Origin of the sequence: Prauserella isguenensis (assembly GCF_014191605.1) — a bacterium.
In the GTDB taxonomy this organism is placed as follows: Bacteria; Actinomycetota; Actinomycetes; order Mycobacteriales; family Pseudonocardiaceae; genus Prauserella; species Prauserella isguenensis.
In genome coordinates this window covers 60,640-85,600 of sequence record NZ_JACHWU010000008.1, presented here as the reverse complement: position 1 = coordinate 85,600, position 24,961 = coordinate 60,640, and the positions used below count along the sequence as shown (strand labels likewise).

25 protein-coding genes and 4 tRNA genes are annotated in these 24,961 nt (G+C 69.2%); 23 read left to right on the top strand and 6 right to left on the bottom strand.

Going from position 1 to position 24,961, the window contains the following annotated elements; genetic code table 11:
• Positions 1-466 precede the first annotated feature (466 nt).
• The 13 genes from FHS23_RS21310 (at position 467) to FHS23_RS21250 (ending at position 12,008) form a co-directional block, all read left to right on the top strand.
• Positions 467-1,288, top strand: a complete 822-nt coding sequence (locus tag FHS23_RS21310) for an ABC transporter substrate-binding protein (RefSeq protein ID WP_183658929.1) — start codon at positions 467-469, stop codon at positions 1,286-1,288.
• An 88-nt stretch (positions 1,289-1,376) separates the two neighbouring features.
• Positions 1,377-2,327 carry an iron chelate uptake ABC transporter family permease subunit gene (locus FHS23_RS21305; RefSeq protein ID WP_221219907.1) on the top strand — a complete coding sequence of 317 codons (951 nt, stop codon included), beginning with the start codon at positions 1,377-1,379 and terminating at the stop codon, positions 2,325-2,327.
• 1 nt (position 2,328) lies between these two features.
• Entirely contained in the window at positions 2,329-3,396 is a 1,068-nt protein-coding gene (locus FHS23_RS21300; RefSeq protein WP_183658925.1) for a FecCD family ABC transporter permease, read from the top strand.
• A gap of 66 nt (positions 3,397-3,462) precedes the next feature.
• Positions 3,463-4,257, top strand: coding sequence for an ATP-binding cassette domain-containing protein (locus tag FHS23_RS21295; protein WP_183658923.1), 795 nt, complete (start codon positions 3,463-3,465; stop codon positions 4,255-4,257).
• A gap of 16 nt (positions 4,258-4,273) precedes the next feature.
• Positions 4,274-4,432, top strand: a complete 159-nt coding sequence (locus tag FHS23_RS21290) for a hypothetical protein (RefSeq protein ID WP_183658921.1) — start codon at positions 4,274-4,276, stop codon at positions 4,430-4,432.
• 233 nt (positions 4,433-4,665) lie between these two features.
• Positions 4,666-5,109 carry a hypothetical protein gene (locus FHS23_RS21285; RefSeq protein ID WP_183658919.1) on the top strand — a complete coding sequence of 148 codons (444 nt, stop codon included), beginning with the start codon at positions 4,666-4,668 and terminating at the stop codon, positions 5,107-5,109.
• The gene (locus tag FHS23_RS21280; protein ID WP_183658917.1) at positions 5,109-6,704 is read left to right on the top strand and encodes a putative T7SS-secreted protein; all 1,596 of its coding nucleotides are present in this window, start codon (positions 5,109-5,111) and stop codon (positions 6,702-6,704) included. The genes FHS23_RS21285 and FHS23_RS21280 overlap by 1 nt, the downstream gene beginning before the upstream one ends.
• 39 nt (positions 6,705-6,743) lie before the next feature.
• The gene (locus FHS23_RS21275) at positions 6,744-7,274 is read left to right on the top strand and encodes a hypothetical protein (protein ID WP_183658915.1); all 531 of its coding nucleotides are present in this window, start codon (positions 6,744-6,746) and stop codon (positions 7,272-7,274) included.
• Positions 7,271-7,771, top strand: a complete 501-nt coding sequence (locus FHS23_RS21270) for a YbaB/EbfC family nucleoid-associated protein (protein ID WP_183658913.1) — start codon at positions 7,271-7,273, stop codon at positions 7,769-7,771. Before FHS23_RS21275 ends, FHS23_RS21270 begins: the two co-directional genes overlap by 4 nt.
• Before the next feature lie 83 nt (positions 7,772-7,854).
• Complete coding sequence (locus tag FHS23_RS21265; protein ID WP_183658911.1) at positions 7,855-8,565, top strand: hypothetical protein; 711 nt, start codon at positions 7,855-7,857, stop codon at positions 8,563-8,565.
• Between the two features lie 176 nt (positions 8,566-8,741).
• Positions 8,742-9,752: a YdcF family protein gene (locus tag FHS23_RS21260; RefSeq protein ID WP_343054152.1), complete on the top strand. Its 1,011-nt coding sequence runs from the start codon at positions 8,742-8,744 to the stop codon at positions 9,750-9,752.
• A gap of 246 nt (positions 9,753-9,998) precedes the next feature.
• Positions 9,999-11,342 carry an NADP-specific glutamate dehydrogenase gene (gdhA, locus tag FHS23_RS21255; RefSeq protein WP_183658909.1) on the top strand — a complete coding sequence of 448 codons (1,344 nt, stop codon included), beginning with the start codon at positions 9,999-10,001 and terminating at the stop codon, positions 11,340-11,342.
• Between the two features lie 60 nt (positions 11,343-11,402).
• Entirely contained in the window at positions 11,403-12,008 is a 606-nt protein-coding gene (locus FHS23_RS21250; protein WP_183658907.1) for a class I SAM-dependent methyltransferase, read from the top strand.
• A gap of 203 nt (positions 12,009-12,211) precedes the next feature.
• Here the strand turns inward: FHS23_RS21250 and FHS23_RS21245 are convergent.
• The 4 genes from FHS23_RS21245 to FHS23_RS21230 form a co-directional block, all read right to left on the bottom strand.
• Positions 12,212-12,286: transfer RNA gene (locus FHS23_RS21245), tRNA-Val, on the bottom strand.
• 1 nt (position 12,287) lies between these two features.
• A tRNA-Cys gene (locus FHS23_RS21240) sits at positions 12,288-12,359 on the bottom strand.
• 54 nt (positions 12,360-12,413) lie between these two features.
• Positions 12,414-12,486, bottom strand: a tRNA-Gly gene (locus tag FHS23_RS21235).
• Positions 12,487-12,639: 153 nt separating this feature from the next.
• Positions 12,640-13,065 (bottom strand): SsgA family sporulation/cell division regulator, encoded by a 426-nt coding sequence (locus FHS23_RS21230; protein WP_183658905.1) that lies wholly within the window; start codon positions 13,063-13,065, stop codon positions 12,640-12,642.
• Positions 13,066-13,482: 417 nt separating this feature from the next.
• Here FHS23_RS21230 and FHS23_RS21225 point away from each other — a divergent pair.
• The 4 genes from FHS23_RS21225 (at position 13,483) to FHS23_RS21210 (ending at position 17,123) form a co-directional block, all read left to right on the top strand.
• Positions 13,483-13,554, top strand: a tRNA-Val gene (locus FHS23_RS21225).
• Between the two features lie 261 nt (positions 13,555-13,815).
• Positions 13,816-14,418, top strand: coding sequence for a malonic semialdehyde reductase (locus FHS23_RS21220; protein ID WP_183658903.1), 603 nt, complete (start codon positions 13,816-13,818; stop codon positions 14,416-14,418).
• A 100-nt stretch (positions 14,419-14,518) separates the two neighbouring features.
• On the top strand, positions 14,519-16,549 hold the full coding sequence (thrS, locus tag FHS23_RS21215) for a threonine--tRNA ligase (RefSeq protein ID WP_183658901.1): 2,031 nt from the start codon (positions 14,519-14,521) through the stop codon (positions 16,547-16,549).
• Positions 16,539-17,123 (top strand): HIT family protein, encoded by a 585-nt coding sequence (locus FHS23_RS21210; RefSeq protein ID WP_425501161.1) that lies wholly within the window; start codon positions 16,539-16,541, stop codon positions 17,121-17,123. The genes thrS and FHS23_RS21210 overlap by 11 nt, the downstream gene beginning before the upstream one ends.
• 144 nt (positions 17,124-17,267) lie before the next feature.
• Here FHS23_RS21210 and FHS23_RS21205 read toward each other — a convergent pair whose 3' ends face one another.
• Entirely contained in the window at positions 17,268-17,813 is a 546-nt protein-coding gene (locus FHS23_RS21205; RefSeq protein WP_183658899.1) for a YceI family protein, read from the bottom strand.
• Positions 17,814-18,041: 228 nt separating this feature from the next.
• On the opposite strand from FHS23_RS21205, the gene FHS23_RS21200 reads away from it, so the two are divergent.
• The 6 genes from FHS23_RS21200 (at position 18,042) to FHS23_RS21175 (ending at position 22,627) form a co-directional block, all read left to right on the top strand.
• Positions 18,042-18,587 (top strand): MarR family winged helix-turn-helix transcriptional regulator, encoded by a 546-nt coding sequence (locus tag FHS23_RS21200; protein WP_183658897.1) that lies wholly within the window; start codon positions 18,042-18,044, stop codon positions 18,585-18,587.
• 214 nt (positions 18,588-18,801) lie between these two features.
• Complete coding sequence (gene pgsA, locus FHS23_RS21195) at positions 18,802-19,410, top strand: phosphatidylinositol phosphate synthase (protein ID WP_183658895.1); 609 nt, start codon at positions 18,802-18,804, stop codon at positions 19,408-19,410.
• On the top strand, positions 19,407-20,327 hold the full coding sequence (locus FHS23_RS21190) for a phosphatidylinositol mannoside acyltransferase (RefSeq protein ID WP_183658893.1): 921 nt from the start codon (positions 19,407-19,409) through the stop codon (positions 20,325-20,327). Before pgsA ends, FHS23_RS21190 begins: the two co-directional genes overlap by 4 nt.
• Positions 20,328-20,332: 5 nt before the next feature.
• Positions 20,333-21,475: a glycosyltransferase family 4 protein gene (locus FHS23_RS21185; RefSeq protein ID WP_183658891.1), complete on the top strand. Its 1,143-nt coding sequence runs from the start codon at positions 20,333-20,335 to the stop codon at positions 21,473-21,475.
• On the top strand, positions 21,472-22,002 hold the full coding sequence (locus tag FHS23_RS21180) for an NUDIX hydrolase (protein WP_183658889.1): 531 nt from the start codon (positions 21,472-21,474) through the stop codon (positions 22,000-22,002). Before FHS23_RS21185 ends, FHS23_RS21180 begins: the two co-directional genes overlap by 4 nt.
• Positions 22,003-22,033: 31 nt before the next feature.
• On the top strand, positions 22,034-22,627 hold the full coding sequence (locus FHS23_RS21175) for an XdhC family protein (protein WP_183658887.1): 594 nt from the start codon (positions 22,034-22,036) through the stop codon (positions 22,625-22,627).
• A 26-nt stretch (positions 22,628-22,653) separates the two neighbouring features.
• Here FHS23_RS21175 and FHS23_RS21170 read toward each other — a convergent pair whose 3' ends face one another.
• The gene (locus FHS23_RS21170; RefSeq protein ID WP_183658885.1) at positions 22,654-24,777 is read right to left on the bottom strand and encodes an elongation factor G-like protein EF-G2; all 2,124 of its coding nucleotides are present in this window, start codon (positions 24,775-24,777) and stop codon (positions 22,654-22,656) included.
• Positions 24,778-24,961: the final 184 nt, after the last annotated feature.

Here is a 24,961-nt window from a genome sequence, read left to right as displayed (position 1 = left end):
ACCAAGGGTGCGTTGTCCTTGCTCGGGTCGTCTCGCCTGCGCGCCGTTCGTTCTTCATCGCGGTCCGGTGGTCACGTATCCGGTCCTTTTCGTCCTCGGATCGTTGATACTCCTACGTCGCTCGATCAGAGTTTCCGCAGCAGATCACGGGCGTCCTGGAGTTCGTATGCCACTGAACCGGCATCTCCTCCGGACGTGCGAGACCGGCCGTTCCGCTGCCGTGTCCGGCTCGTTACCGGATCCGGCGTACGGCGGCCTGTTTCGGTTGCCGGACAAGGGCGAGAGAACGCGTCCAGAATGGAGTGTGCTCGACATGATTTGTCGCGAGCGGCGATGGTTGAAACGTGGCACCGAAACGATTTTCGGAATGATTCTGAGTATCGTACTGCTCACTGCGTGCGCCACGGCCGGAGGCGAAGGGGGTGGAGACGCCGCGTCTGGGCCCACCCGCACAGTCGAACATGACATGGGTGAGGCCGAGGTCCCCACGCAGCCCCAGCGAATCGTCGCGCTCGAGCTTCCGTATATCGACATGCTTGCTTCCCTTCGGGTGAGCCCGGTCGGGCTGGTCGACGACGGCGACCCGGAGAACCTGATCCCTGAGGTGCGGAGCAGGATCGGCGAGTGGGAGTCGGTCGGTAGCCGGTCTGAGCCCAATCTGGAGCAGATCGCAAAGCTCGAACCCGACCTGATAATCGCCGACAACGACCGTCACGCGGCGATTTACGACGAACTGAGTGCGATCGCCCCGACGGTTGTGTTCACCGCCCGGTACGCCGGCTACGAGAAAACGCTGGATGTGGCTCGACAGGTCGGCGATGCCATCAACAAGACGGAGGAAATGAACGCGGAGATCGGACGTCTCGAAGGTCGGCTCGACGAGTTGTCGCGAGCCGACTCCGAAGGCGATGGCAGCCACTCACTGGCCGTCATTCCCCGCGAGCGCGGAACGGCGCAGGTTCTGGGAGAGGGGTCGTACGTGGCTGACATCCTCGATCGAGTGCGGGTTCCCTATGCACCAGAGGCGGCGGCGTATCCCGCGGACGCGGACTCTGCCTCGACGGGGTTGGAAGGGTTGGCAGAGATCGACCCCGCCGTGTTGTTCGTCATGACCGACGCGGAGACCACGATGAAGCCCTGGGAGTCATCGGAGGTGTGGCGGAAGCTCACCGCGGTGGAGAACGGGGACGTCCACGCGGTGAGTCGGGCCCTGTGGACCCGGTCGCGGGGGCTCGTCTCCATGGAACTGATCGCGGAGGAGGCGGTCGAGTTGTTCGACGGGCGGTAGTTGGTCGGACTGATCGAACTCAGGCGGACGGGTCATCTCCATGTTGCGGTCGAGGAGCACGCTCCTTTTCGGACTGCTGGTATGTGCGGTGTTTCTGGCTGCAGGCCTCGTCGTCAGCGTCAACTTCGGCGTGGCCGGTATCGGCGTGACGGACGTGGTTCGGGCGTTCGGCGACTACGACGGATCCCGAGATGACCTGATCATCCGCACCATTCGGGTTCCACGTGCACTCGCCGCGGCCCTGGTCGGAGCCTGCCTGGCGGTAGCAGGTGCCATTATGCAGGGAATTACGCGCAACCCATTGGCCGATCCGGGAATACTCGGAATCAACGCCGGGGCCGCCTTCGCCGTGGTGACGACGGTGTTCGTGTTCGGTGGAACGGCATCGTCGACGTTTGCACCGTTCGCATTCGTCGGGGCGGCGATCGCCGCCACGGTCGTGTACGGGATCGGCTCGATGGGCCGCGGGCGGATGAGGCCGATGCGGCTGGCCATCGGTGGGGCGGCAGTTGCGGCGCTCCTGTCGTCATTCACCACGGCGACCCTGGTACTCAGCGAGCAGACCATGGATACGATCCGGTTCTGGCTCGCCGGCTCGGTACTCGGGCGTGACCTGGAGCTGCTGCAGCAGATATCGCCCTATGTCCTTGTGGGGTTCGCACTCGCGTTGGCTCTGAGCCGCCAGGTCACTGCACTCATGCTCGGCGAGGAGGTGGCCAGTGGTCTGGGACAGAAGACCGGTCTCACGAAATCTCTCGCCGTGCTCTCGGTGGTCCTCCTGGCGGGCAGCGCAGTCGCCGTGGCGGGGCCGGTGGGCTTCATCGGGCTCGTGGTCCCACACGCGGTGCGCTTCTTCGTCGGTGTGGACTATCGCTGGATCCTGCCTTACTCTGCGATCATCGGAGGGATAGTGCTCCTCGGCGCCGACATCATCTCGCGTGTGGTCCTTCCGGTCCACGAAATCCCTGTCGGTGTGACCACCGCTGTCGTGGGTGCTCCGTTCTTCATCTACCTGGCGCGTAACAAGGTGTCGCAGTAATATGGCACGGCTCGCGCCCATCGCCTCCCGCCCGAAAGCCCGTGAGGCAACGCTTCGAGCCGGACCGGTCTCGCTGAGGCTGAACCTGCGCTCGGTCCTGATCATCTGCGTGCTCTCGTTGGCTGCGTTCGCCGGGCTGGTGGCAAATGTCGGGTACGGAGAGTATCCGGTGTCACCGGTCGAGGTCGTACGCACGCTTGTCGGGTTGGGGGATGACGGTGGCCACGCTTTTGTGGTCAACAGTCTGCGCCTGCCCCGTGCCCTGGTCGCCGTGGCTGTGGGAGCTGCGCTGGGGGTGAGCGGGGTGATACTGCAGGGACTCACGCGCAACGACCTCGCTGCGCCGGATATCGTCGGTATCAACGCCGGGGCATCGTTGGCGGCGGTGAGTCTGATCGTGGTCGCGCCGGCGGCCTCCATCGTCTATCTGCAACCAGCAGCACTGGCCGGTGCTTTTCTTGCGGCCGGGTTGCTGTACCTGTTGGCATGGCGGAGGAAGGGATCGCCATTACGGTTGGTGCTCGTCGGTATCGGGCTGAGCGCTGTCGCCGGCGCCGGCGCGACGCTCTTGATAGCCGTTGGTGAGATAGAACAGGCTTCGGTCGCCCTGGTCTGGCTCGCCGGCAGTGTCTACGGTCGGGGTTGGGACGATTTCTACTCGTTCACGCCGTGGTTGTTGGTGTTCTTTCCGTTGGCACTGTTGCTTTCCCGCCATCTCGCTGCGATGAATTTGGGCGACAACGTGGCGCGTGCTCTGGGGCTCCCTGTCGAAAAGGTGCGCGGGCTGCTGCTGCTGACGAGCGTCGGACTGGCCGGTACCGCCGTGGCGACGGCGGGAACGATCGGTTTCGTCGCGTTGATGGCCCCGCACATCGCTCGCCACCTGGTCGGCCCGGCCTACGGGGGCCTCATACCCGCGGCCGCGGCTACGGGAGCCACGATAGTCGTGGGTGCGGATTTCGTCGGACGAGCCCTGTTCGCTCCCGTGGAGCTGCCTGCCGGAATCGTCACCGCAGTTCTCGGCGCGCCCTTCTTCTTGTATCTGCTCTATCGGAACAGGAACGGATAGATCTCGCATGCCCGGACACGGAGAGAATGCTGGAGGATCAGTGATCCCGTCGGAGAGGCGAGAACTGTGAGTAAGCTCAGTACGGAGCGCATCACGTTCGCCTACGAGGACTCCACGGTGTTGGAGGACCTTTCCGTAGCCATGCCGGAGGGCCGGATCACGTCGATAATCGGCCCGAACGGCTGCGGGAAGTCCACTCTGCTGGGTTCGATGGCGCGTCTGCTGAAGCCACGCACGGGCAGCGTTCACCTCGATGGAGAGGTCATAGCCAACCTTGCGACACGTGAGGTTGCGAAGAGGTTGGGCGTACTGCCCCAAGGCCCACACGTTCCGGAGGGGTTGACCACCCGCGAACTGGTGTCGCAGGGCCGTTACCCGCACCAGAGCTTTCTCCGACAGTGGTCCAGATCCGACGAGCGGGCTGTCGCGCGCGCCCTGGAGATCACCGGCGTGGACGGGTTCGCCGACCGGGCGCTGGACACATTGTCCGGTGGCCAGCGCCAGCGCGCCTGGATCGCCATGGCTCTGGCGCAGCAGACCGACACCCTGTTGTTGGACGAGCCCACGACCTACCTCGATATGGCCCATCAGCTCGAGGTACTCGAACTACTGGCTCGCCTGAACCGGGAAGAGGGTCAGACTGCCGTCATGGTGCTGCACGACCTCAACAGTGCCGCGCGCTACTCGCACCAGATGATCGCGCTCTGCGAGGGTCGGGTCTATGCCGCCGGATCACCACATGAGGTCATGACCTCGCACATGCTCGGCGACGTCTTCGGCGTCAAGGCCGACATCTTCTACGACCCACGGAACGGCAGCCCCCAATGCCTGCCTTACGAGTTGCTGGGCCGTACCAGCTAGTTCTCGGGTGCGGGCGATGAGGGCGTTGAGGACAGGGCTTGCCTGCATCGTCGGGGACGAGGGTGACTCGAACCCCGAACTGGTCCGCATCTGCCGCAGGCCGCGCCGGCCGCTGCCGGATCCGCACGAACTCGTCCGGTTGCTCGCGGGCAGGCCGGCGGCCGTCCTCGGCTGAGCGCGGCCGCGCTCCCAACCGAGCACAGCCGAACACCGCACGTCGGGGACGGGCCGGGACATCCCGGCCCGTCCTTCGTGTGTGCGACGAGGGCGGTTCGCCCGAGTTGACGGAAATTCACCTCCGGCGGGAACCCGGCCCGACCGCGCCGCGTCAGCAGTTACGTACGAGCGGTGGTCCGGCGGCCGTGCGACTGCCGGCGACGCCGCCGAAAGGCGAAGGAGTTGGGGACCATGACAGGCTTCGATGCCGTTCCTGACGAACTGCGCGGGACCGCGGGACGGATCGGTGAGACCGCAGGGGGCGCGGCCGGTCTGATGTGGCAGGGCCCTAGCGGTGACTACGGGAACGACGCGGTGCAGCAGGCGTGGCAGCTCTACATCGAGAGCATGCGCAAGCATTTCGAGACATTGAAGGGCAAGGCCGAGGAACTGGGGGGCCAGCTCGGATCGGCCGCTGCCCAGTACCTCGAATCCGACGACGACACCCGGTCGTCGATGGACACGCTGGGCAACGCGTTCGAGAGCGCGGCGGGCGGTATGGCCGCAGGCGGGGCCGTGGGCGGCGCTGTCGGCGGTATCGCGGGCGGCCTCGGCGGCGCGCTCGGCGGCGCGGCCGCGGGTGGCATCACCGCCGTTCTCGACGGCGGTGCCGGTAGCGAGGGACAGGAGCGGTGATGGCGGAACTGGGGCAGACCGACGACCCGAAGGCGCTCATTCCGGGCGAACCCGAGGTGATCTCGTCCGACCTGGGGTCGTTGGTCGATCCGATCAACGTCGCCGACGAGATCGGTTCCACGCTCGGGACGATCGACCCGGCCGGCTGGGTCGGTGACGCGGCGACGACGTTCCGGTCGGTCTTCGCCGAAGAGCCGCCGAAGTGGGGGCAGGCCGCCGAGGCCGTCGGGCACGGCGGCGGACAGCTGGCGAACTACGCCGACATCCTGACCTGGGGGCAGGGCGAGGCGCAGCGTGCGATCGAGCTGTACCACCAGGCGAGGGCGGCCAGCCGGGCCGCGAAGGCACAGTACGACGCGCAGCGTGCGCTGGGCCCGATGGTGGGCGGCCCGATCGCACCGTTCGAGGACCCGGGCGGGCCCGCCATGGCGGAGGCACAGCAGATCCTCGACGCCGCGCGGAAGGCCGTTGCCGCGGAAGGCGGGGTCGTGGCCATGGCGCTCGGCATGACCCACGACGAGGAGGGCCGGTTCCAGCACGAGTTCGGCGAGCGGAAGTTCGGCGCCGACAACCGGCAGACGCAACGGCAGTTCAACCCGGAAACCGGCCGGTGGGAGGACGTCGACACCGGTGGCTGGCAGACGGACCAGAACGGCAACCGCAGCTACCAGAACACGGTCGGCGACGAACCGGCCGACAAGCTCATGCACGACGGCGCCAGAGAGTTGTTCGACAGCCTGGGCATCGACCTGCCCGGTCCCGGCATGCTCGGCATCGACCCGGTGCGCCACGAGGTCGGCGACGACGTCGAGGTCGCGGGCGGCGAGTTCGACGTGGGTGCCGAGTACGGCGACATGTCGGCGGGTGCCTCCGGTTCGGGGTCGGTGCTCGGCGCCGGCGCCGGTGCGTACGCCGAGGTCACCGAGGACGGCTTCGCCGCGGGCGCGAACGCCGAGGCCTACCTGGCGAAGGGCGAGGTGGAAGGCGAGTTCGACACCGGGATGGGCGTGTCGGGCAGCGGCAGCGCCAGCGGTTTCGTGGGCGGTGACGCGGGCGCCGAGGCGAGCGTCGACGCGCTCGGCGCACAGGCCAGTGCCGAGGCGTTCGTCGGTGCGAGAGGCGATGTCGAGGGCGAGCTGAACTTCGGCGACCACGCCGGCGTGTCGGCCAGCGGTGAGGCCATGGCGGGCGCCGAGGCGTCCGCCGACGCCAGCGTCGGTCTCACCGGTGCCGATGTCAGCGCCGAGGCGTTCGCCGGTGCCAAGGCCAGCGGTGACGTCGGCGGTGAGGTCGCCGGTGTCGGCGCCGGTGTCAACGGCGAGGCGTGGGCCGGTGTCGGTGCGTCCGCCGACGCCCAGTTCGGCATGGGGGACGACGGCAAGTTCCACATCGGGGCGTCCGCCGGTGCCGCACTCGGCGTCGGCGGCAAGGTCGGCTTCGACGTGTCGGTCGACCCGGGCGGTGTGGTCGACGCGGCGACGAGTGCCGGCGATGCCGTGAGCGACGCGGGCCAGGCCGTGGGTGACGCGGTCGGCGGCGCCAAGGACAGGGCAGGCGATGCGATCAGTAGCGTGGGCAATGCGCTCGGCTTCTGAGTGCGGTGACGGTCGGTCGACGAGGAAGAAGGCGTGAGCATGGCAACGACGATCCCGGTGCCGATCGAGTTCTCCCTGCCGGAGGGCTGGGTGTCGGTGTCGCCGGACGAGATCGGTACGCCGAACGCGGCGTTCGTGGCACTGCGGCCCGACACGGGCGGGGACGGCTTCACCGCGAACATCACGATCACCGGTGAGGTGCGCGGCGGTGACGTGCCACTGTCCGATGTGGCCGCCGAGGCTGCGGAGCGGCTGCGCCGTGGTGCGTACGAGGTGAAGGTGGGCAACACGCAGGCCACGGGCACCGCCGAGAACCCGGTGTACACCCAGCCGCTGCGGATCGACGCCGACGTGGCGGGCCGTCGCCGGTATCTGGTGCAGTACCAGGTGTTCATGGGATTCACCGACACCGCCGACCCGGCGCGGCGTGCGGTGATCCAGGTCGTGCTCAGCTCCACTCCGGAGACGTTTCAACCCGTGTTCGCCGATTTCGAGGAGTTCCTCGGCACCATCCGGCCCGAGCAGGGCGGTGCCGGCAGCGGGTCCGAGAACACGGGAGGTACCCCATGAACGAGACGGCCAAGCATCTGGTGCAGCGCATCCAGGCGGTCGACGACGCGGCGGCGGCGAACCGCACCCGTGCGGAGACCTACCGGGCCATGACCGAGCAGCTGTCCGAGGTCACCGGCACGGCCACCTCGCCGGACGGGGTGGTGACCGTGGAGGCCGGGCCGGACGGCACTGTCGAGAAGGTGACGTTCTCCGACGCGGTCCGCAGTGGAGTGGACCCGGCCGAGCTGTCCGCCAGGGTGCAGCACACGATCGCGCTCGCCCGGGTGGCCGCCACTCGGGCGCAAGCCGAGGTGGTGCAGCGCGGACTCGGTTCCAGCGACCTGCTGGACAAGGTGCTCGCCGAGGACAAGAAGCTGTTCGGCGACTCCGAGCCGGTCGATCCGGGGCCGGATCCGCTCGGGCACGGCTCGGCGCCGGCATGCGCGCGCGGCGGTCGCGAACAACTCAGCGACGACGAGGCCTTCGAGAGTTTCCGCGTGTTGCGCCGCAGCTGAAGCCGGGCGAAACCGGGTGGCCGGACAACCGGCGCACCCGGTTTCGTACGTCTGCCGACCGTTCGATGTGGAGGGTGTGACGGATGAGTGTGGGCGCGATCCTCGCGATCGTGTTCGGTGGCGTGCTGCTGCTTGCCGCGGGGGTGATCGCGCTGATCGTCCTGGTGCGGCGGGCGGGCAGGGCCCGCGCGGCCATGTCGGCACCGGAGGCGCGGGCGGCGGTGGAGTCCAGAGGCTGGACCTTCGCCGAGCGGGACGACTCGTACGTGCCGCTGTACGACCGGCAGTACGACCGCACGGGGTGGGCCGAGCCGTGGCACCGGCCGCCCCGCGCGACGGGCGCGACGGGCGTCATCAGCGGCACTCATCGTGGCAGGCCGTTCGTCGCGGCCACGTTCGAGACGGTGCACGACGGCGAGCATCGGCCGGAACGTGCGATCTGGGTCGCGGCTCCCGCGGCGCATCCCATGCTCAGCGCGACGCGGATCGTCGGGCCGCAGAACACCATCAATCGCACGATCGGTATGGGAGGACTGCAGCTCGGGGATGAGGAGTTCGACTGGAGCTTCGAGGTGCACTGCGACGACGAGACGTTCGCCCGCGCCGTGTTCGGCCCGGAACTGAAAGCACTGCTGCTGCACGACTCCCGTCCGTTCCGGGGTTTCGCGTTGCGCGGGGAGCATATCGACGTGTTCGACCCGGTCGGCGATCATCGCGATCCCAACGAGCTTGTCGCGGCCCTCGATCTGCGCTGCGACATGCTCGACCGGATTCCGGTCTGGTCCCGCGGCTGACAACCGCGCCGGGCGCCGCTGCGATGTCGTGTCGCGGGCGGGGCGCCACATCGCTCGCTGTGGTCTAATCCTGTACATGGTGGAGAGTCGGGACAGGTCCGACGGCGCGGACCGTTGATGACAGTCGCCGGGTGCGCGCGCCGTGTTCCGGCCGCAACGACGATGCGGGGGCTCCCGTGAGCGTGTCACCGATCGCGTTCGTCCCCGCCGCACTGTTCTTCACGGCATTCCTCGTCAGCTTCCTGCGCGACCGGCGCAAGCTGCGCAACGGGGTGTACCTGTTCCTCGCGCTGGCGTCCCTGGCCGTGGCGATGCTGCTGGTGGTGGGCACGGTCTCCGAGGACACGGCGCGGGTGCTGCTCATGATCGGCGTGCTGCTGATCCCGGTGTCCGTGCTGGCGTTCGGGGTCTTCCTGATCGCCAGTGGGGTCACGATGCTCCGCCGGGAGGGCCGGCGACCGGCGAACCTGGTCTCGCTGCTGGCGGGCATCGGCATTGTCGCTTACGTTCCGGCTGAGCTACTCGTCGCGCTGATCGACTGGAAGCCCCTCACGGTCACGGCCACGGCGATCACGGGCGTGCTGTTCTACGTGTCGTTCCTGTTCGTGTGCTTCCTGCTGTACTCGGTCGTCTACGGTCGGATCCGCTCCCGCCGTCCCGTCGACTACATCGTCGTGCTGGGCGCAGGCCTGCTGGACGGGCGGCGGGTGCCGCCGCTGCTGGCGAGTCGGCTCGGCCGCGGCCGCGAGGTGTTCGACGAGCAGCGCGCCCGCGGCGCGGATCCGATACTCGTCACCTCCGGCGGGCAGGGGCCGGACGAGGAGGTCCCGGAGGCCCACGCCATGCGCGACCATCTGGTATCCCACGGTGTCCCCTCCGACCGGGTGATGGTGGAGGACCGTTCCACGACGACGTGGGAGAACCTGATGTTCAGTGCCGAGCTCATGCGAGCGCGCACGAGCGACTACGGGTGTGTCGTGGTGACCAACAACTTCCACGTCCTGCGGGCCGCGCTGCTCGCGCGGAAGGCGAAGCTCGACGGACAGGTCGTCGGCGCACCGACGGCGTGGTACTTCTGGTCCAGCGCGGTCGTCCGGGAGTTCATCGCCGTCCTGGTGGCTCACCGGGTGTTCAACGGTGTGCTGTGCGGCGTGATCGTGCTGTCGCGGGTGCTGAGCGCACTGTAAGCGGCCGCCGGCGTGCACGCTCCGGTGCGGAACACGACATCCCGATCCACCTCGCTGCTCTGTCGCCAGCCACGCTGAGCCCGACCGGTGAGATCGTCGACGGGCGGCTGGGGCGGCGCTCCACGGCCGCGTCGCCGCGTGTGTCCTTCGTCATCTTGATCGGACCGCGCACGCGGTATGGAGTGGGACGGATCGCGTTCCGATCCGAGGTCACGCGGCGGCCGTATGTCGGTGGAAGGAGTCCAGATGGTGCTGCACGAGCGTCTCGAACCGGTCTACGCGAACGTGATGGAACGCAACCGCGGTGAAGACGAGTTCCACCAGGCCGTACGTGAGGTGCTGGAAAGCATCGGACCGGTCATCGACAAGCACCCTGAGTACGCCGAACAGAAGATCATCGAGCGGATCTGCGAGCCGGAGCGGCAAATCACCTTCCGGGTTCCCTGGGAGGACGACCGGGGCGAGGTCCAGATCAACCGTGGCTTTCGCGTGGAGTTCAACAGCGCGCTCGGGCCCTACAAGGGCGGGCTGCGTTTTCATCCCACGGTCTACCAGGGGACCGTCAAGTTTCTCGGCTTCGAGCAGATCTTCAAGAACGCGCTCACCGGGCTGCCGATCGGTGGCGGCAAGGGCGGTGCGGACTTCGATCCGAAGGGCCGCTCGGACGGCGAGGTCATGCGCTTCTGCCAGAGCTTCATGACCGAGTTGCACCGCCACCTCGGCGAGTACACGGACGTGCCCGCCGGGGACATCGGTGTGGGCGGCCGGGAGATCGGCTACCTGTTCGGTCAGTACAAGCGGATCACCAATCGGTACGAGTCGGGTGTCCTGACCGGCAAGCACCTCTCGTTCGGTGGTGCTCGGGTCCGCACGGAGGCTACCGGCTACGGCTGCGCGTTCTTCGTCCGCGAGATGCTGGCGGCACGCGGCCGCTCGTTCGACGGGATGCAGGTCGTGGTGTCGGGCTCGGGCAACGTCGCGTGCTACGCCATGGAGAAGGTTCACCAGCTCGGGGGCACCGTCGTCGCCTGTTCGGACTCGTCCGGCTACATCTACGACGAGGACGGGATCGATGTCGAGCTCGTCAAGCGGCTCAAAGAGGTCGAGCGGGAGCGGATCGGCGCCTACGTCGAACGCCGGCCGCGTGCGAAGTTCGTGGCGGGCCGGAGCGTGTGGGAGGTCCCGTGCCAGGTGGCGCTTCCCTCTGCGACGCAGAACGAGCTCGACGCGACCGACGCGGCCCAGCTGGTCGCGGGCGGTTGTATCGCGGTCGGCGAAGGCGCGAACATGCCGACCACCCCGGACGCGGTCCGGTTGTTCCACGAGGCCGGTGTCGCGTTCGGGCCGGGCAAGGCGGCGAACGCCGCAGGCGTGGCGACATCGGCGCTGGAGATGCAGCAGAACGCGTCCCGCGACAGCTGGACCTTCGAGTTCACCGAGAAGCGGCTCGAAGAGATCATGAAGGACATTCACGCCCGCTGCTACTCCACGGCCGAGCAGTATGGGATGCCCGGCAACTATGTCGCCGGCGCCAACATCAACGGTTTCACCAACGTCGCGGACGCGATGCTCCGACTGGGCCTCATCTGAGACGGAGCGGCATGGACAATGGAGGTCATGCCTAGGTGGTGGGGTGAGTGGATGTCGAGAATGGATCACGACGGCGCGACGGCTGCGCGCCGCCGGCGAGAGCGGCGCCCCTTCGCCGGTGAGTTCGTCCGCCACCCGATACGTGCCGGTGCCGTCACGGAGACGGCCACGGACTGTGTGGGCGGGTTCCTCGACGAGGTCCGGCTGGCGGACGCCCGCACGGTGGTCGAGCTCGGTGCGGGGTCCGGCGCGATCACCACGAAACTCTCGACGCGGTTGCCGGCGTCGTCGCGGCTGCTGGCCGTGGAGGTCAGCCCGGCGTTGACGGATCGGCTCCGGACCCGCTGTCCCGAGGTGGACGTCGCGTGTGCGTCGGCGTTCGACCTGCCGGACCTGGTGCGTGAGCGTGGCCTCCCGCCGGTGGATCTCGTCGTGTGTTCGGTGCCCTGGACGGTGATGGGGGAGCAGCGGGATCGCTTCCTGGGTGCCGTGCGCGCGACGCTGAGCGATGGCGGAGCGTTCAGCACGTTGCTGGTGGCGCACCGTGCGCGGCAAGACGGTGTGGCGGCGAGCTGGGTCGGCCGGCACTTCGCGGAGGTCAGGGCGGGACGCGTCCTGTGGGGGAATCTGCCCCCGTTGCGCGGACTGCACGCCGACGCCGGCTGACACGGGACGCTCGGTCTGCCGCCCTCGAGGCAGGACTCTGGGGCGGCAGACACCCGGTGGGAGACCCAGCGGGGCACTCAGCCATCACAAGGCGGCCCCGGCAAGCGCCGACGACAGCGGCCATAGATGACAGCGGCGGCCATGACAACGGCCATGACAAAGTAAAGCCCCCCATCCCGGTTGCCCGGGATGGGGGGCTGAGCTGGTGCGCGATACTGGGATCGAACCAGTGACCTCTACCGTGTCAAGGTAGCGCTCTCCCGCTGAGCTAATCGCGCGAGGCGGCGGCGGGAATCGAACCCGCGTACAGGGCTTTGCAGGCCCTTGCCTGAACCACTCGGCCACGCCGCCGCGGTTGTGAATCAGGCTCGCACCCGATTCAACTGCGGGTAGCCGCCGCAGTCGAGCGGACGACGGGACTCGAACCCGCGACCCTCACCTTGGCAAGGTGATGCGCTACCAGCTGCGCTACGTCCGCATTTTCCCGGCTGGAAGATGACTCTCCGTAGAGGGCCGGCTCCCTGGGGTTTCCCCCGCCGCCGTGGTGTGTGAAGAACTGTACTGGACGCCCACACGGCCGTTTGCACGGGGGGTCACCTTCCGTCGCCGTCGGGCCGTGCAGGCGTCGTGATCAGCCAAGATCGTTGGGGATCAGCCGCGTGAGCGCCTCGTCGACGTCGACCCACAGGTGTTCGTTGCCCGGCAGCACCACGTCGTAGGTTCGGTCGAGGAAGTCGGCGAGCTCCTCTGCCGAGGCCTCGAACATCGCGTGCCCGGACGGCGACGTCAGTTCGATCAGCACGGACTCGGGGTCCTCGGTCGACGGTCGGATGTGGACGTCACCGTCGCCCGCGTCGGCGAGCAGTCCGTCGGCGATGAGGTCACGCGCGAAGACCCACTCGACCCAGCCGGCGCGTCCCGTACGGAAGGCGGCGACGACGGCGTACGGATCGCTCGTGTCGTAGCGCAGCTCCACCTTCACCGGAACGGGAGGCGTTTTCGGTGCCAGCAGGTCGAAGACCGCGTTGGACCGGAGCGTCACGTGATCGTTTCGCATGGTCGTACCCTTCTGCTCCCTTCCCGGCCGGTTCGGCCGAGGCTTACCGGTGAGACGCAGCCGAAGCCCGATTCGCTCGCCGTAATCGCCGAGACCACTCGGACGAGTTAAGCCGTGTTGTGCCCGTCACTTCCGGTCGAACCCCGGCCGCGCTCCGGCGGCCGTACGGCACGTGTGTGGCACACGCCCCGTCCATACTGGCGGGTTTACTTCGTCGGCGATAGGACTCGACTCGCCCGTGTTGTCCACGACATACCCGGTCAGTGCCGGGCAACCGTCGGATGCGGCCCTCGTATCCAGCCGCTTCTACGGAGTGTTTCCGCATGTATGCGCACCGTGCGGACGAAAGGACCACCCGTTTGTCGGTCCTCGAACGGCGTCCGCTAGAGTTGTTCGCACAACAGCACAGAGCACCCGGCGCGATTAGCTCAGCGGGAGAGCGCTTCGTTCACACCGAAGAGGTCACTGGTTCGATCCCAGTATCGCGCACTCGATCGAAGGCGCATTCCGCTCGTCGGGATGCGCCTTCGCCGTGTCCGGGGGCGGTGCGTCGTGCGGCCTGCCGCTCGCCGGTTTCCCTTGGTTGTTGCACGTTCAACCATGCGCTCGCCGGTTTTCCTCCGTCGACCGATCGTGACGCGCGGCATAGCCGCCTCGGGAAGTGGTCAAGGGTTCAACTATGTTGTCGTGGGTGGAACGGCGCAGTCAGGTGTCGTTCCACCGCCCGACGACGAAATGGGAGACCCCGCGATGACGACCACGCCGGCGCTCGAGCTGTCCGACGACGCGCAGAACCTGCTGTTCCGCGACGCCCGTACCGCCAACACCTTCAGCTCCGAGCCCGTCACCGACGAGCAGCTGCGCGCGATCTACGACCTCGTGAAGTGGGCACCGACGTCCATGAACAACCAGCCGCTCCGCGCTCTCGTCGTCCGCAGCGACGAGGGCAGGCAGCGACTGCTCAAGCACATGTCCGAGGGCAACCGCCCCAAGACGGAGGCCGCCCCGGTTACCGTCGTGCTCGCCGCTGACGCGGACTTCCACGAGAACCTGCCTGCGGTGTTCCCGCACGCGCCGGGCGTGAAGGACCTGTTCGCCGACCCCGGCAAGCGCGAGCCGGTGGCCACGCTCAACGCCTCGCTGCAGGTGGGATACTTCATCCTCGGCGTCCGTGCCGCCGGGCTGGCCGCAGGCCCCATGACCGGCTTCGACGGCGCGGGGGTGGATGCCGAGTTCTTCGCCGACAAGCCGTGGAAGTCGCTCGTTGTGGTGAACATCGGCAGGCCCGGTGAGAACGCCTGGCAGGAGCGGCTGCCGCGGCTCGACTTCGAGCAGGTCGTCGCCGAGGCCTGAGGCTCACGCCGACCCGGCGGGCGGCGAACCGGCGGCCGGGGCCCGGTGGCTAGCATTGACACGGCAAGTACCTGTGTTAATGCGTCTCAAGGAGTTCACCGTGTCCCAGCCGTCGTTCGCCGCCTCCGAAGCCACCGAACGCGTGGTGGTGCCGGCGGGCACTACGGCGGGTTCCGCGGTGCGTGAGGCGGGCCTGCCGAGCAAGGGTGCCGACGCCGTGGTCGTCGTCCGTGACACCGACGGCGCGCTGCGCGACCTGGCCTGGGCGCCCGACGCGGACGCCGAGGTCGAGCCGGTCGCCGCCAACACCGAGGACGGCCGCAGTGTGATCCGTCATTCGGCCGCTCACGTGCTCGCCCAGGCCGTGCAGCAGCAGTTCCCCGACGCCAAGCTCGGCATCGGCCCGCCGGTCAAGGACGGCTTCTACTACGACTTCGCCGTCGACACCCCGTTTACGCCCGAGGACCTGCAGGCGCTCGAGAAGCGCATGAAGCAGATCATCAAGGGCTCGCAGCAGTTCTCCCGCCGCGTCGTCGACTCGGTCGACGACGCGAAGGCCGAGCTCGCCGACGAGCCGTTCAAGCTGGAGCTCGTCGACCTCAAGTCCGATGTGGATACCGATGAGGTGATGGAGGTCGGCGGCGGCGAGCTGACGATCTACGACAACCTGGACCCGCGGAGCAAGGAACGCGTCTGGGGCGACCTGTGCCGCGGGCCGCACGTGCCCACGACGAAGTTCATCCCCGCGTTCAAGCTCACCCGCAGCGCTGCCGCGTACTGGCGCGGTGATGAGAACAACCGGCAGCTGCAGCGCATCTACGGCACCGCATGGGAATCGGCCGAGGCGCAGGACGAGTACCTCGAGCGCATGGCCGAGGCCGAACGGCGCGATCACCGCAAGCTGGGCGCCGAGCTCGACCTGTTCTCGTTCCCCGAGGAGATCGGCTCCGGCCTGCCGGTGTTCCACCCTAAGGGCGGCATCATCCGGCGGGAGCTGGAGAATTACTCGCGCCGTCGTCACGAGGAGGCGGGCTACGAGTTCGTCAACACCCCGCACATCACCAAGGGTGAGCTGTTCGAGACCTCGGGGCACCTGCCGTACTACGCGGACACGATGTTCCCGCCGTTGAAGTTCGACGACGAGGACTATTACCTCAAGGCGATGAACTGCCCCATGCACAACCTCGTCTTCCGCTCCCGTGGACGCTCGTACCGCGAGTTGCCGCTGCGGTTGTTCGAGTTCGGCACGGTGTACCGCTACGAGAAGTCGGGTGTCGTGCACGGCCTGACGCGTGTGCGCGGGTTGACGATGGACGATTCGCACATCTACTGCACCAAGGAGCAGATGCCCGGCGAACTGCGTTCGCTGCTGCGGTTCGTGCTGGATCTGCTCGCCGACTACGGCCTTTCGGACTTCTACCTCGAACTGTCCACGCGCGGCGACTCGGACAAGTTCATCGGTGAGGACTGGGAATGGGAGGAGGCCACCGAGACGCTGCGGGAGGCCGCCGAGGAGTCCGGCCTCGAGCTGGTTCCCGACCCCGGTGGCGCCGCGTTCTACGGACCGAAGATCTCGGTTCAGGCCAAGGACGCGATCGGGCGCACCTGGCAGATGTCGACCATCCAGCTGGACTTCAACCAGAACAAGCGGTTCGGGCTCGAATACACCGCACCGGACGGCAGCAGGCAGCGGCCGATCATGATCCACCGCGCGCTGTTCGGGTCGATCGAGCGGTTCTTCGGTGTGCTCACCGAGCACTACGCCGGTGCGTTCCCGGCATGGCTGTCGCCGGTGCAGGTGATGGGGATCCCGATCGCCGACGAGCACGTCGAACATCTGCGCGGTGTCGAGAAGGCGTTGCGCGCCAAGGGGATCCGCGTCGAGACCGACACCAGCGACGACCGGATGCAGAAGAAGATCCGCACCCACACCACGCAGAAGGTGCCGTTCCTGCTGCTTGCGGGCGGCAAGGACGTCGACGCGGGTGCGGTGTCGTTCCGATTCCGCGACGGCAGCCAGATCAACGGCGTTCCGGTGGACCGTGCGGTGCAGGCGATCGGCGACTGGATCGCCCGGCGTGAGAACACCTCCCCGACGGCCGAGGCACTGGAGGCTCTTGTTGGCCGGTGACGCGGCCGGCGGGCGCGGCGCGGGTGCCGGCGGTGCCGCGGAACCCGCGCTCGAAGGCCAGGACGGTGTCGGGGTCCGGGACGAACTGCAACGTCTCTGGACCCCGCACCGGATGGCCTACATCCAGGGCGAGAACAAACCGTCGGGCGACGAGGCCGATGGCTGCCCGTTCTGCCGGATCACAGGCGCCGACGACGAGGAGGCGCTGATCCTCGCGCGCGGCTCGGTCGTGTACGCGGTGCTCAACCTGTACCCGTACAACCCCGGGCACCTGATGGTCGTGCCGTACCGGCACGTGGCCGACTACACCGAACTCACCGCCGACGAGACGCGCGAACTCGCGGAGTTCACCCAGCGCGCCATGACGGTCATCCGGAACGTCTCGGCCGCCCACGGGTTCAACATCGGCATGAACCAGGGCGTGATCGCGGGCGCCGGTATCGCCGCGCACCTGCACCAGCACGTCGTGCCGCGGTGGGGCGGCGACTCCAACTTCATGCCGGTCGTCGGCCAGACGAAGGTGTTGCCGCAACTGCTGGGTCAGACTCGGCAGCTGCTCGCCGACGCCTGGTGAGGCTGCCGCGCACCCTCGCACCGCGGCGGCACGCCCGAACGCAGGACACGCGAAGGGCCCGCCTGCTCGGGGACATCGAGCAGGCGGGCCCTTCGCTCACCGGGGGCCGGCGTTGTTCCTGTTCGGCGCCGGCCGGACTCGGGCTCAGTTGTCGAGGACGGCCTCGATGTCGAGCTCGATCTTCACCTTGTCGGCGACGACGGCGCTCGGGAACTGCGACGCGACGTCGAAGTCGGTGCGGTTGATCTCGGTCTTCGCTTCGACGCCGACGACCTTGCTGCCCTCGGCCATGCCGTCACCGAAACCGCCGAGCTCGGCCTCGAGCGACACCGGCTTGGTCACGCCGTGCAGCGTCAGCTCGCCGTCGATGACGTAGCCGTCGCCGGTGGCGCGAATGCCGGTGGAGCGGAACGACAGCGTGGGGAAGCGCTCGACGTCGAGGAACTCGTCGCCCTTGACGTGCGCATCGCGCTGGTCGTTCTTCGTGTGGATGCTGTCGGCGTGAACCGTGGCCTCGACCGAGGAGTCGGTGACGTCCTCGCCGGTCACGATCTTGCCCTCGAAGTTGGTGAACTGGCCGCGCACCTTGGACACGCCGAGGTGCCGGGTGATGAACGTGACCTCGGAGTGCACGGGGTCGATGGTCCAGGTGCCCTTGAGGTACCCGGGGATCTGCGTCGCTGCGGTCATGGTGTGTCCTCCACACGCGTGTTGTGTTCTCGTCTGCCTGTGGCGCCCTGTCCGGGGTGGCCGCCCGTGTCGTACGGGGGCGCCTCGGAGCAGGTCGCTCGCGCCCTTCCGGCTCCCTCGATACCTCGGATCCGTCGCTGCGGCCCGGGAGGGGAGCCCTTTGTTGAGCGCTCAACTATGACTGTAACGCATGTTGGTTGAGCGTTCAACCGGGGTATGATGGCTCGTATGGACGAACCGCGATGGCTGAGTGACGACGAGCAGCGCGTGTGGCGCGCCTTCCGGGAGGCCGTCGGCATGCTCAACGCGCACACGGAGACGCAGCTCCAGCGTGACGCCGGCATGCCGCAGGCCTACTACGAAGTGCTGGTCGAACTCTCGGAATCGCCGGATCAGGTGATGCGGATGAGCGATCTGGCCATCGCCACGGGGTCGTCCCGCAGCCGCCTCTCGCACGCCGTCGCGAAGCTGGAGGCGAAAGGCTGGGTCCGCCGCGAGGCGTGCCCGACCGACAAGCGCGGTGCGTTCGCTCATCTGACGCCCGCGGGGTTCGACGCCATCAAGGCCGCGGCGCCCGGGCACGTCGAGGCGGTCCGGGCCGCGGTGTTCGACCAGCTGACGCCGGACCAGGTGCGCATGCTCGGCGAGATCAGCGAGACGATCCGGGCCGGGCTCACGCCGCAGTGTCCCGAGGTCGAACGCCGGCTCGCCGCCGAGGACGAGGACGCGCAGGCCGATGCCGGTGACGGGGGCGACACCGGCCGGGCGGCGTAGGTCCGGACCAGCACCGCTGCGCACGCCGCGGCAGCCGCTCCGGGCATCCGTTCCGGCGGTCGGTGCGGGAAGTCGATAGGGTTTGGGCGGATGCGCCGACCGGTCGGTGGTCACTCGACCACGTGACATCCGGTGGCCGCCCCGGACCGATCAGCCCCGCACGACCAGCCCCGACCGACGTCCCCGGACCGACCTGCACGCCTCGTAGGACCAGATGCTGAATATCTTCGCGCGCGCCTCGGTATCACGCGTCACCGACCCGATCGGTGCCGCGCTGGTACGGGCCGGGCTCACGCCCAACGCCATGACGCTCATCGGCACGGCCGGTGCGCTCGGCAGTGCGCTGGTGTTCTTCCCTGCCGGGATGCTGCTGTGGGGCACGTTCACGGTGTGGGGCTTCGTCATGCTCGACCTGCTGGACGGCGCGATGGCGCGGGCGCGGGGCAGCACGCCGTTCGGGGCGGTGCTGGACGCGACGTGCGACCGGCTCGTCGACGGTGCCCTGTTCGGCGCGATCGCGTGGTGGGCGATGGCCACCGGCAACGAGCGCATCGCCGTCGCCGCGCTGATCTCGCTGGTCCTCGCGCAGGTGATCTCCTACGTCAAGGCGCGCGCCGAGGCGTCCGGGTTCACCTCGGCCGACGGCGGGCTCGTCGAACGTGCCGAACGGCTGATCATCGCGCTCGTCGGCACCGGCCTGCAGGGACTGGGCGTGCCGGTCGCCGTCGAGGTGTCGCAGTGGCTGCTGGCGGTGCTGTCGGTGATCACCCTGGTCCAGCGGATCGTCGGGGTGGCGCGTTCGGCCGCGGAGGGACACTCGTGACGGGACTCGCCGGACGACTCGCCGACGCGGGATTCGCCACGGGGTGGCGCCTGGTGCCGAAACTGCCGCGGACGCTGGCCGGCGTCGCCTTCTGGGGCGTGGCGGACCTCGCCGCACGCCGCGGCGGCGGCAGCGTCCGGCAACTGCGGGCCAACCTTCGGCGCGTCGTCCCGCAGGCCGGCGAGACCGAACTGGACGACCTGACGCGCCGCGCGATGCACTCCTACGCGCGGTACTGGCACGAGGCGTTCCGCCTTCCGTCGACCGATCCCACGGCGGTGCTGGCCGACGTGGACATCAGCGGGACCGAATACCTCGAGGCCGCGTTGGCCGAGGGCAACGGTGCGGTCGTCGCCCTGCCCCACACCGGCAACTGGGACGTCGCAGGCCTGTGGGCGGTGCGGAACGTCGGCGAACTCACCACGGTCGCCGAACGCCTCGAACCGGAATCGCTGTACCGCCGGTTCGTCGAGTACCGGGAATCGCTGGGCTTCGAGGTCATCCCCGCGGACGGCAGCGTGTCGTTCCGGCTGCTGCTGCAGCGGCTGCGTGAGAACCGCGTCGTGTGCCTCGTCGGCGACCGCGACCTGACCGACACGGGTACCCCGGTGACCTTCTTCGGTGAGCAGGCCCGGTTCCCTGCGGGGCCTGCGCGGCTCGCCGCGAGCACCGGCGCGGCATTGCTGCCCGTCGGGTCCTGGTACACCGACGACGGCTGGGGCCTGCGCATCCACCCGCGCATCCGCGTCGCCAATCGGGCCGAGGCGCCCGCCGCGACGCAGGCGCTCGCCGACGTCTTCGCAGGCGACATCGCCGCCCACCCCACCGACTGGCACATGCTGCAGCCGTTCTGGCCCGCCGACCGCGACGGCTCCGACGGCACCGCGGGCGGCGAAGCCGCTGCGGACGCGGGGTGACCGGCATGCGGATCGGGATCGTCTGCCCCTACTCTTTCGACGTGCCCGGCGGGGTGCAGGGGCACGTGGTCGACCTCGCCAAAGCGCTCCGCTCCCGCGGTCACACGGTGTCGGTGCTGGCGCCCGCCGACGAGGACGCCGACCTGCCCGAATTCGTCCACCCGGCAGGCCGGTCGCTGGCCATCCCGTACAACGGCTCGGTGGCGCGGTTGCAGTTCGGCCCTGTGTCGTACGCCCGGGTGAGGCGGTGGTTGCGGGACAACCGGTTCGACGTGCTGCACCTGCACGAGCCAGCCGCGCCGAGCCTGTCGCTACTGGCGTTGAAGGTCGCCGACGGCCCGATCGTGGCGACGTTCCACACCTCGACGCCGCGCTCGCGCACCCTGTCGGCGTTCCAGCCCGTGCTGCGGCCGCTGCTGGAGAAGATCACCGCCCGCATCGCCGTGTCGGCGCTCGCCCGCCGGGTACAGGTCGAACACCTCGGCGGCGACGCCGTGGAGATTCCCAACGGTGTCGACGTGCCTGCGTTCGCCGAGGCCGGCCCGCTCGACGGCTATCCCCGCACCGGCGGCACCGTCGGCTTCGTGGGCCGCTACACCGAACCCCGTAAGGGGATGGGCGTGCTGCTGGAGGCGCTGCGGGGCGTCGTCGCCGACCTGCCCGACGTGCGGCTGCTCGTCGCGGGCAGGGGAGAGGCCGACACGCTGCGCAGACAGGCGGGCCCGGAACTGGAAGACCGCCTGGAACTGCTCGGCCAGGTCGACGACGAGACCAAGGCGCGTGCCCTCCGCAGCGTCGACGTCTACTGCGCGCCCAACACCGGTGGCGAGAGCTTCGGAATGATCCTCACCGAGGCGATGGCCGCGGGCGCTCCGGTGGTGGCGAGCGACCTCGACTCGTTCCGCCGGGTCCTCGACGACGGCCGCGCCGGGGTACTGACACCCACCGGGGACGCCACGGCACTCGGCCGGACGCTGCGCCGGCTGCTGGCCGACCCCGCAGAGCGGGCCCGACTGTCGGTCGCGGCGACCGAGCGGGCCGCGCTGTACGACTGGCGCACCGTCGTCACGCAGGTTCAACGTGTCTACGAGACGGCCATCACCGCCGATCCGCGTAAGGTCGGCACCGACCGGGACGTGGGCGCATGACCGTCTTCCTGGTGGTGGCGGCGCTCGCCGTGCTCGTGGTCGCCGTCGGGCTGTTCCTGCTGGCGACGGCGAACCGCCTCGACAGGCTGCACGTGCGTATGGACGCGGGCTGGGGCGCGCTCGATGCGGCGCTCGCCCGGCGTGCGGTCGTCGCGAGGACCATGGCGGCGTCGGCGCCGGCGGAAGCGCTCGCGCGGGTCGACCCCGACGCCCTCGTCGCCGCGGCGTCCACCGCCGAACGCGCTCCGCGGGCCGACCGCGAGCCGGCCGAGAACGAACTCACCCGGCTGCTCGGCCTGCTCGACCGCGTGGCGCTGCCGGGTCGACTGGCCGACGAACTGGCCGATGCGGAGTACCGCATGGTCATCGCGCGTCGCGTCTACAACGACGCCGTGCGCGACACGCTCACCCTGCGGAGACGGCGCAAGGTCCGCTACTTCAAGCTGGCGGGAACGGCGCCGCAGCCGGAGTACTTCGACATCGCCGAACCGGAGCCGGTGGCCACGCCGCGCGCGCAGGATTCCTGACGACGCGCCCACAACTGTCACACTGGTGGGTATGGCAACGACACCGGAAGCGCCGGACACGCCCGAGAGAGCTGAGACGTCGGAGAACCCCGACACGGCGGAGCGCGGAGCCGACGCCTCCGCCGACGCCGACGCCGACGCGTGCGACGTCGCCCACGGCAGACGGGACGCGGCCCGGGACACCCGCACCCTGATCGCCGTGTTCGCCACGCCGGTGGCCGACTACCTGCTCCGTTACGCCGCGGACGCCGGGTTCCGGGCCCTGCTCGTCGAACCCGACGCGAAACGGGTCGCGGACGCACCCACGCAGGTCCCGGACCTGTCGGATGCGCCCGGCACGGCCGACATCGTCGTCACCGACCACCACCGCGACGAACTCGGCCCGGTGTTGCGGGACGCGCTCGCCCAGCCCGCGCGGTGGGTCGGCGTCATGGGCAACCCCCGGCACGAGGGCCCGCACCGTGCCGCACTGCGGGAGCTCGGTGTGAGCGAGGACGACATCGCCCGCGTGCACCGGCCCATCGGGCTGAACATCGGATCCCGCACCCCGCCGGAGATCGCCGTCGCGACTCTCGCCGGTCTGCTCGCCGATCGCAACGAGCGCGCCGGCGGCTTCTCCTTCTGACACTCCTCGTGCGGCAGCGAACACCGTCACCGCATCGCGACGGTGTGATCGGGCGCCGGGTCGTAGCGCGCGTGGTGCCGGCTGAAGGTCGCCGTCCCGGAGGTGATGGACCGCAGGTCGACCGCGTAGCGGAGCAGTTCGGTGGCGGGCACCTCGGCGCGTACCACCGTGATGCCTCCTCCGGGCGCTTCGGTGCCGAGCACCCGGCCGCGGCGGGACGAGAGGTCGCCCAGGACCGCACCGAGGTGGCCGTCCGGTAGGCGAACCTCGATCTCGTCGAGCGGTTCGAGCGTCGTGAGACCCGCCGTGGCGGCGTCCTTCACGGCGAGCGAGCCCGCGGTCTGGAACGCGGCGTCGGAGGAGTCGACACTGTGAGCCTTGCCGTCGACGAGCGTGACGCGCACGTCGACGATCGGACGACCGTCGGTGATGCCCGCCGCGAGCTGCGCCCGGACTCCTTTCTCGACACTCGGGATGAACTGGTGCGGCACGGCACCGCCGACGACCCGGTCGGCGAACTCGACGCCGGTGCCACGGGGGAGCGGTTCGACCTCGATGTCGCACACGGCGTACTGGCCGTGCCCGCCGGACTGTTTGACGTGCTTGCCGTGGCCGGTCGCCGCGCCGGTGAAGGTCTCCCGCAGCGGGATGCGCACCGGTTCGGTGGTCACGTCGGCGCCGCCGTCGCACAGCCGCGCCAGCACGACGTCGGCGTGCGCCTCGCCGGTGCACCACACGACGAGCTGGCCGGTCTCGGCGTTGCGTTCCAGCCGCAGTGTCGGATCGGCCGCGACGAGCCTGCCGAGGTTGCGGGCCAGCGCGTCCTCGTCGCTGCGGACTGCGGCGACGATCGCCATCGGCAGCTGCGGTTCCGGCATCTCCCACGGCGCGATGAGCAACGGATCGTCCGGTGTGGACAGTGTGTCGCCGGTTTCGGCCGAGGAGATCTTGGTGAGCGCGCAGATGTCGCCCGCCACCGCGTACGGGACCTCGCGCAGGCCCGAGCCGAACGGGCTGTAGAGGTGGGCGGGCCGTTCGTCCTCGTCGTGGTCGGCGTGGCCGCGGTCGGCCAGGCCGTGGCCCGAGACGTGGATCGGGCGGTCGGGCCGCAGCCTGCCGGAGAACACCCGGGCCAGCGACACCCGGCCGACGAACGAGTCGACCGTGGTGCGGATGACCTCCGCGGCGAGCGGACCGTCCGGGTCGGGGGCGAGGCGCGGGTGCGGGATTCCTTCCGGCGAGGCGGCGAGCGGGACGGCGCGTTCCAGCGGTGACGGACACGCGGCCGCGATGCCGTCGAGTACCTCGGCGAGTCCGAGCCCCGTCTCGGCGCACACCGGGATCACGGGGTGGAAGGCGGCTCGGGACACGGCGGTCTCGAGGTCGGCGATGAGGGTCTCCTCGGCGATGTCCTCACCGGCCAGGTAGCGGTCCATCAGGGACTCGTCTTCGCTCTCGGAGATGATTCCCTCGATGAGCTCGTCCCGTGCCGTGGCGAGGCGGTCGAGGTCGGCCGGATCGGGATCCCCGACGACGGGCGGGTGTCCGTTCGCGTAGTCGTAGCGACGTCCGGTGATCAGGCCGACGAGCGCCGTGCCGTCGCGGGCGGGCAGGTAGAGCGGCAGGACCCCGTCGCCGAACGCCTCCGCGCAGGCGGCGATCTCGCCGTCGACGTCCGCCCTGGCGTGGTCGAGGCGGGAAACGAGGACCCCGCGGGGCATGCCGATCCGGGCGCACTCCTGCCACAGCGCGACGGTCGCGGCGTCCACCCCGTGGCCGGCCGAGACGACGAACAGGGCGGCGTCGGCCGCGCGCAGCCCGGCACGCAGTTCGCCCACGAAATCGGCGTATCCGGGGGTGTCGATGAGATTGATCTTCACCTCTCCGTGTGTGGCCGTGCGGTGCAGCAGCGGCGCTACCGCGAGCCCCACGGAACGCTGTTGGCGGAGGGCCACCGGGTCGTGGTCGAAGACGGACCCCGCGTCGCCGGACGACGCGCGGCCGCGCGATCCCGCCACGGCGAAGAGCGCTTCGGCGAGCGTCGTCTTGCCCGCGCCGGACGGCCCGACCAGCGCGACGTTGCGCAGCCGGGCCGGGTCGTCCACCGCTACGGCGCCCGCATCGCCTCCTTTGCTCTGCTTCTCGGTCATCACGGCCTCCTCGCGGCTTGCCGGCACCTGTGTGCTCGATCACACACCCCTCGGGAGCTGACGGCAAGGCGAGGTGGCTGACCGACTCGAGTGGCCTTCCGAGAATGGTGCGGACTGGCCACTTTGAAGGGTCCACATGCGGCCTAGGCTGAGGGTGTTCCACCCGATCAGACGAAAGGTTTCC

What these genes read in the sequence shown, in the direction of transcription:
- FHS23_RS21200 (WP_183658897.1), top strand. Translation starts at nt 18,042, where the DNA reads ATGGACGAACCGCGATGGCTGAGTGACGACGAGCAGCGCGTGTGGCGC.
- FHS23_RS21280 (WP_183658917.1), top strand. Translation starts at nt 5,109, where the DNA reads ATGGCGGAACTGGGGCAGACCGACGACCCGAAGGCGCTCATTCCGGGC.
- FHS23_RS21205 (WP_183658899.1), bottom strand. Translation starts at nt 17,813, where the DNA reads ATGACCGCAGCGACGCAGATCCCCGGGTACCTCAAGGGCACCTGGACC.
- FHS23_RS21220 (WP_183658903.1), top strand. Translation starts at nt 13,816, where the DNA reads ATGACGACCACGCCGGCGCTCGAGCTGTCCGACGACGCGCAGAACCTG.
- FHS23_RS21230 (WP_183658905.1), bottom strand. Translation starts at nt 13,065, where the DNA reads ATGCGAAACGATCACGTGACGCTCCGGTCCAACGCGGTCTTCGACCTG.
- FHS23_RS21290 (WP_183658921.1), top strand. Translation starts at nt 4,274, where the DNA reads ATGAGGGCGTTGAGGACAGGGCTTGCCTGCATCGTCGGGGACGAGGGT.
- FHS23_RS21185 (WP_183658891.1), top strand. Translation starts at nt 20,333, where the DNA reads ATGCGGATCGGGATCGTCTGCCCCTACTCTTTCGACGTGCCCGGCGGG.
- FHS23_RS21300 (WP_183658925.1), top strand. Translation starts at nt 2,329, where the DNA reads ATGGCACGGCTCGCGCCCATCGCCTCCCGCCCGAAAGCCCGTGAGGCA.
- FHS23_RS21180 (WP_183658889.1), top strand. Translation starts at nt 21,472, where the DNA reads ATGACCGTCTTCCTGGTGGTGGCGGCGCTCGCCGTGCTCGTGGTCGCC.
- FHS23_RS21270 (WP_183658913.1), top strand. Translation starts at nt 7,271, where the DNA reads ATGAACGAGACGGCCAAGCATCTGGTGCAGCGCATCCAGGCGGTCGAC.
- FHS23_RS21285 (WP_183658919.1), top strand. Translation starts at nt 4,666, where the DNA reads ATGACAGGCTTCGATGCCGTTCCTGACGAACTGCGCGGGACCGCGGGA.
- FHS23_RS21310 (WP_183658929.1), top strand. Translation starts at nt 467, where the DNA reads ATGGGTGAGGCCGAGGTCCCCACGCAGCCCCAGCGAATCGTCGCGCTC.
- pgsA (WP_183658895.1), top strand. Translation starts at nt 18,802, where the DNA reads ATGCTGAATATCTTCGCGCGCGCCTCGGTATCACGCGTCACCGACCCG.
- FHS23_RS21275 (WP_183658915.1), top strand. Translation starts at nt 6,744, where the DNA reads ATGGCAACGACGATCCCGGTGCCGATCGAGTTCTCCCTGCCGGAGGGC.
- FHS23_RS21170 (WP_183658885.1), bottom strand. Translation starts at nt 24,777, where the DNA reads ATGACCGAGAAGCAGAGCAAAGGAGGCGATGCGGGCGCCGTAGCGGTG.
- FHS23_RS21250 (WP_183658907.1), top strand. Translation starts at nt 11,403, where the DNA reads ATGGATCACGACGGCGCGACGGCTGCGCGCCGCCGGCGAGAGCGGCGC.
- FHS23_RS21175 (WP_183658887.1), top strand. Translation starts at nt 22,034, where the DNA reads ATGGCAACGACACCGGAAGCGCCGGACACGCCCGAGAGAGCTGAGACG.
- gdhA (WP_183658909.1), top strand. Translation starts at nt 9,999, where the DNA reads ATGGTGCTGCACGAGCGTCTCGAACCGGTCTACGCGAACGTGATGGAA.
- FHS23_RS21265 (WP_183658911.1), top strand. Translation starts at nt 7,855, where the DNA reads ATGAGTGTGGGCGCGATCCTCGCGATCGTGTTCGGTGGCGTGCTGCTG.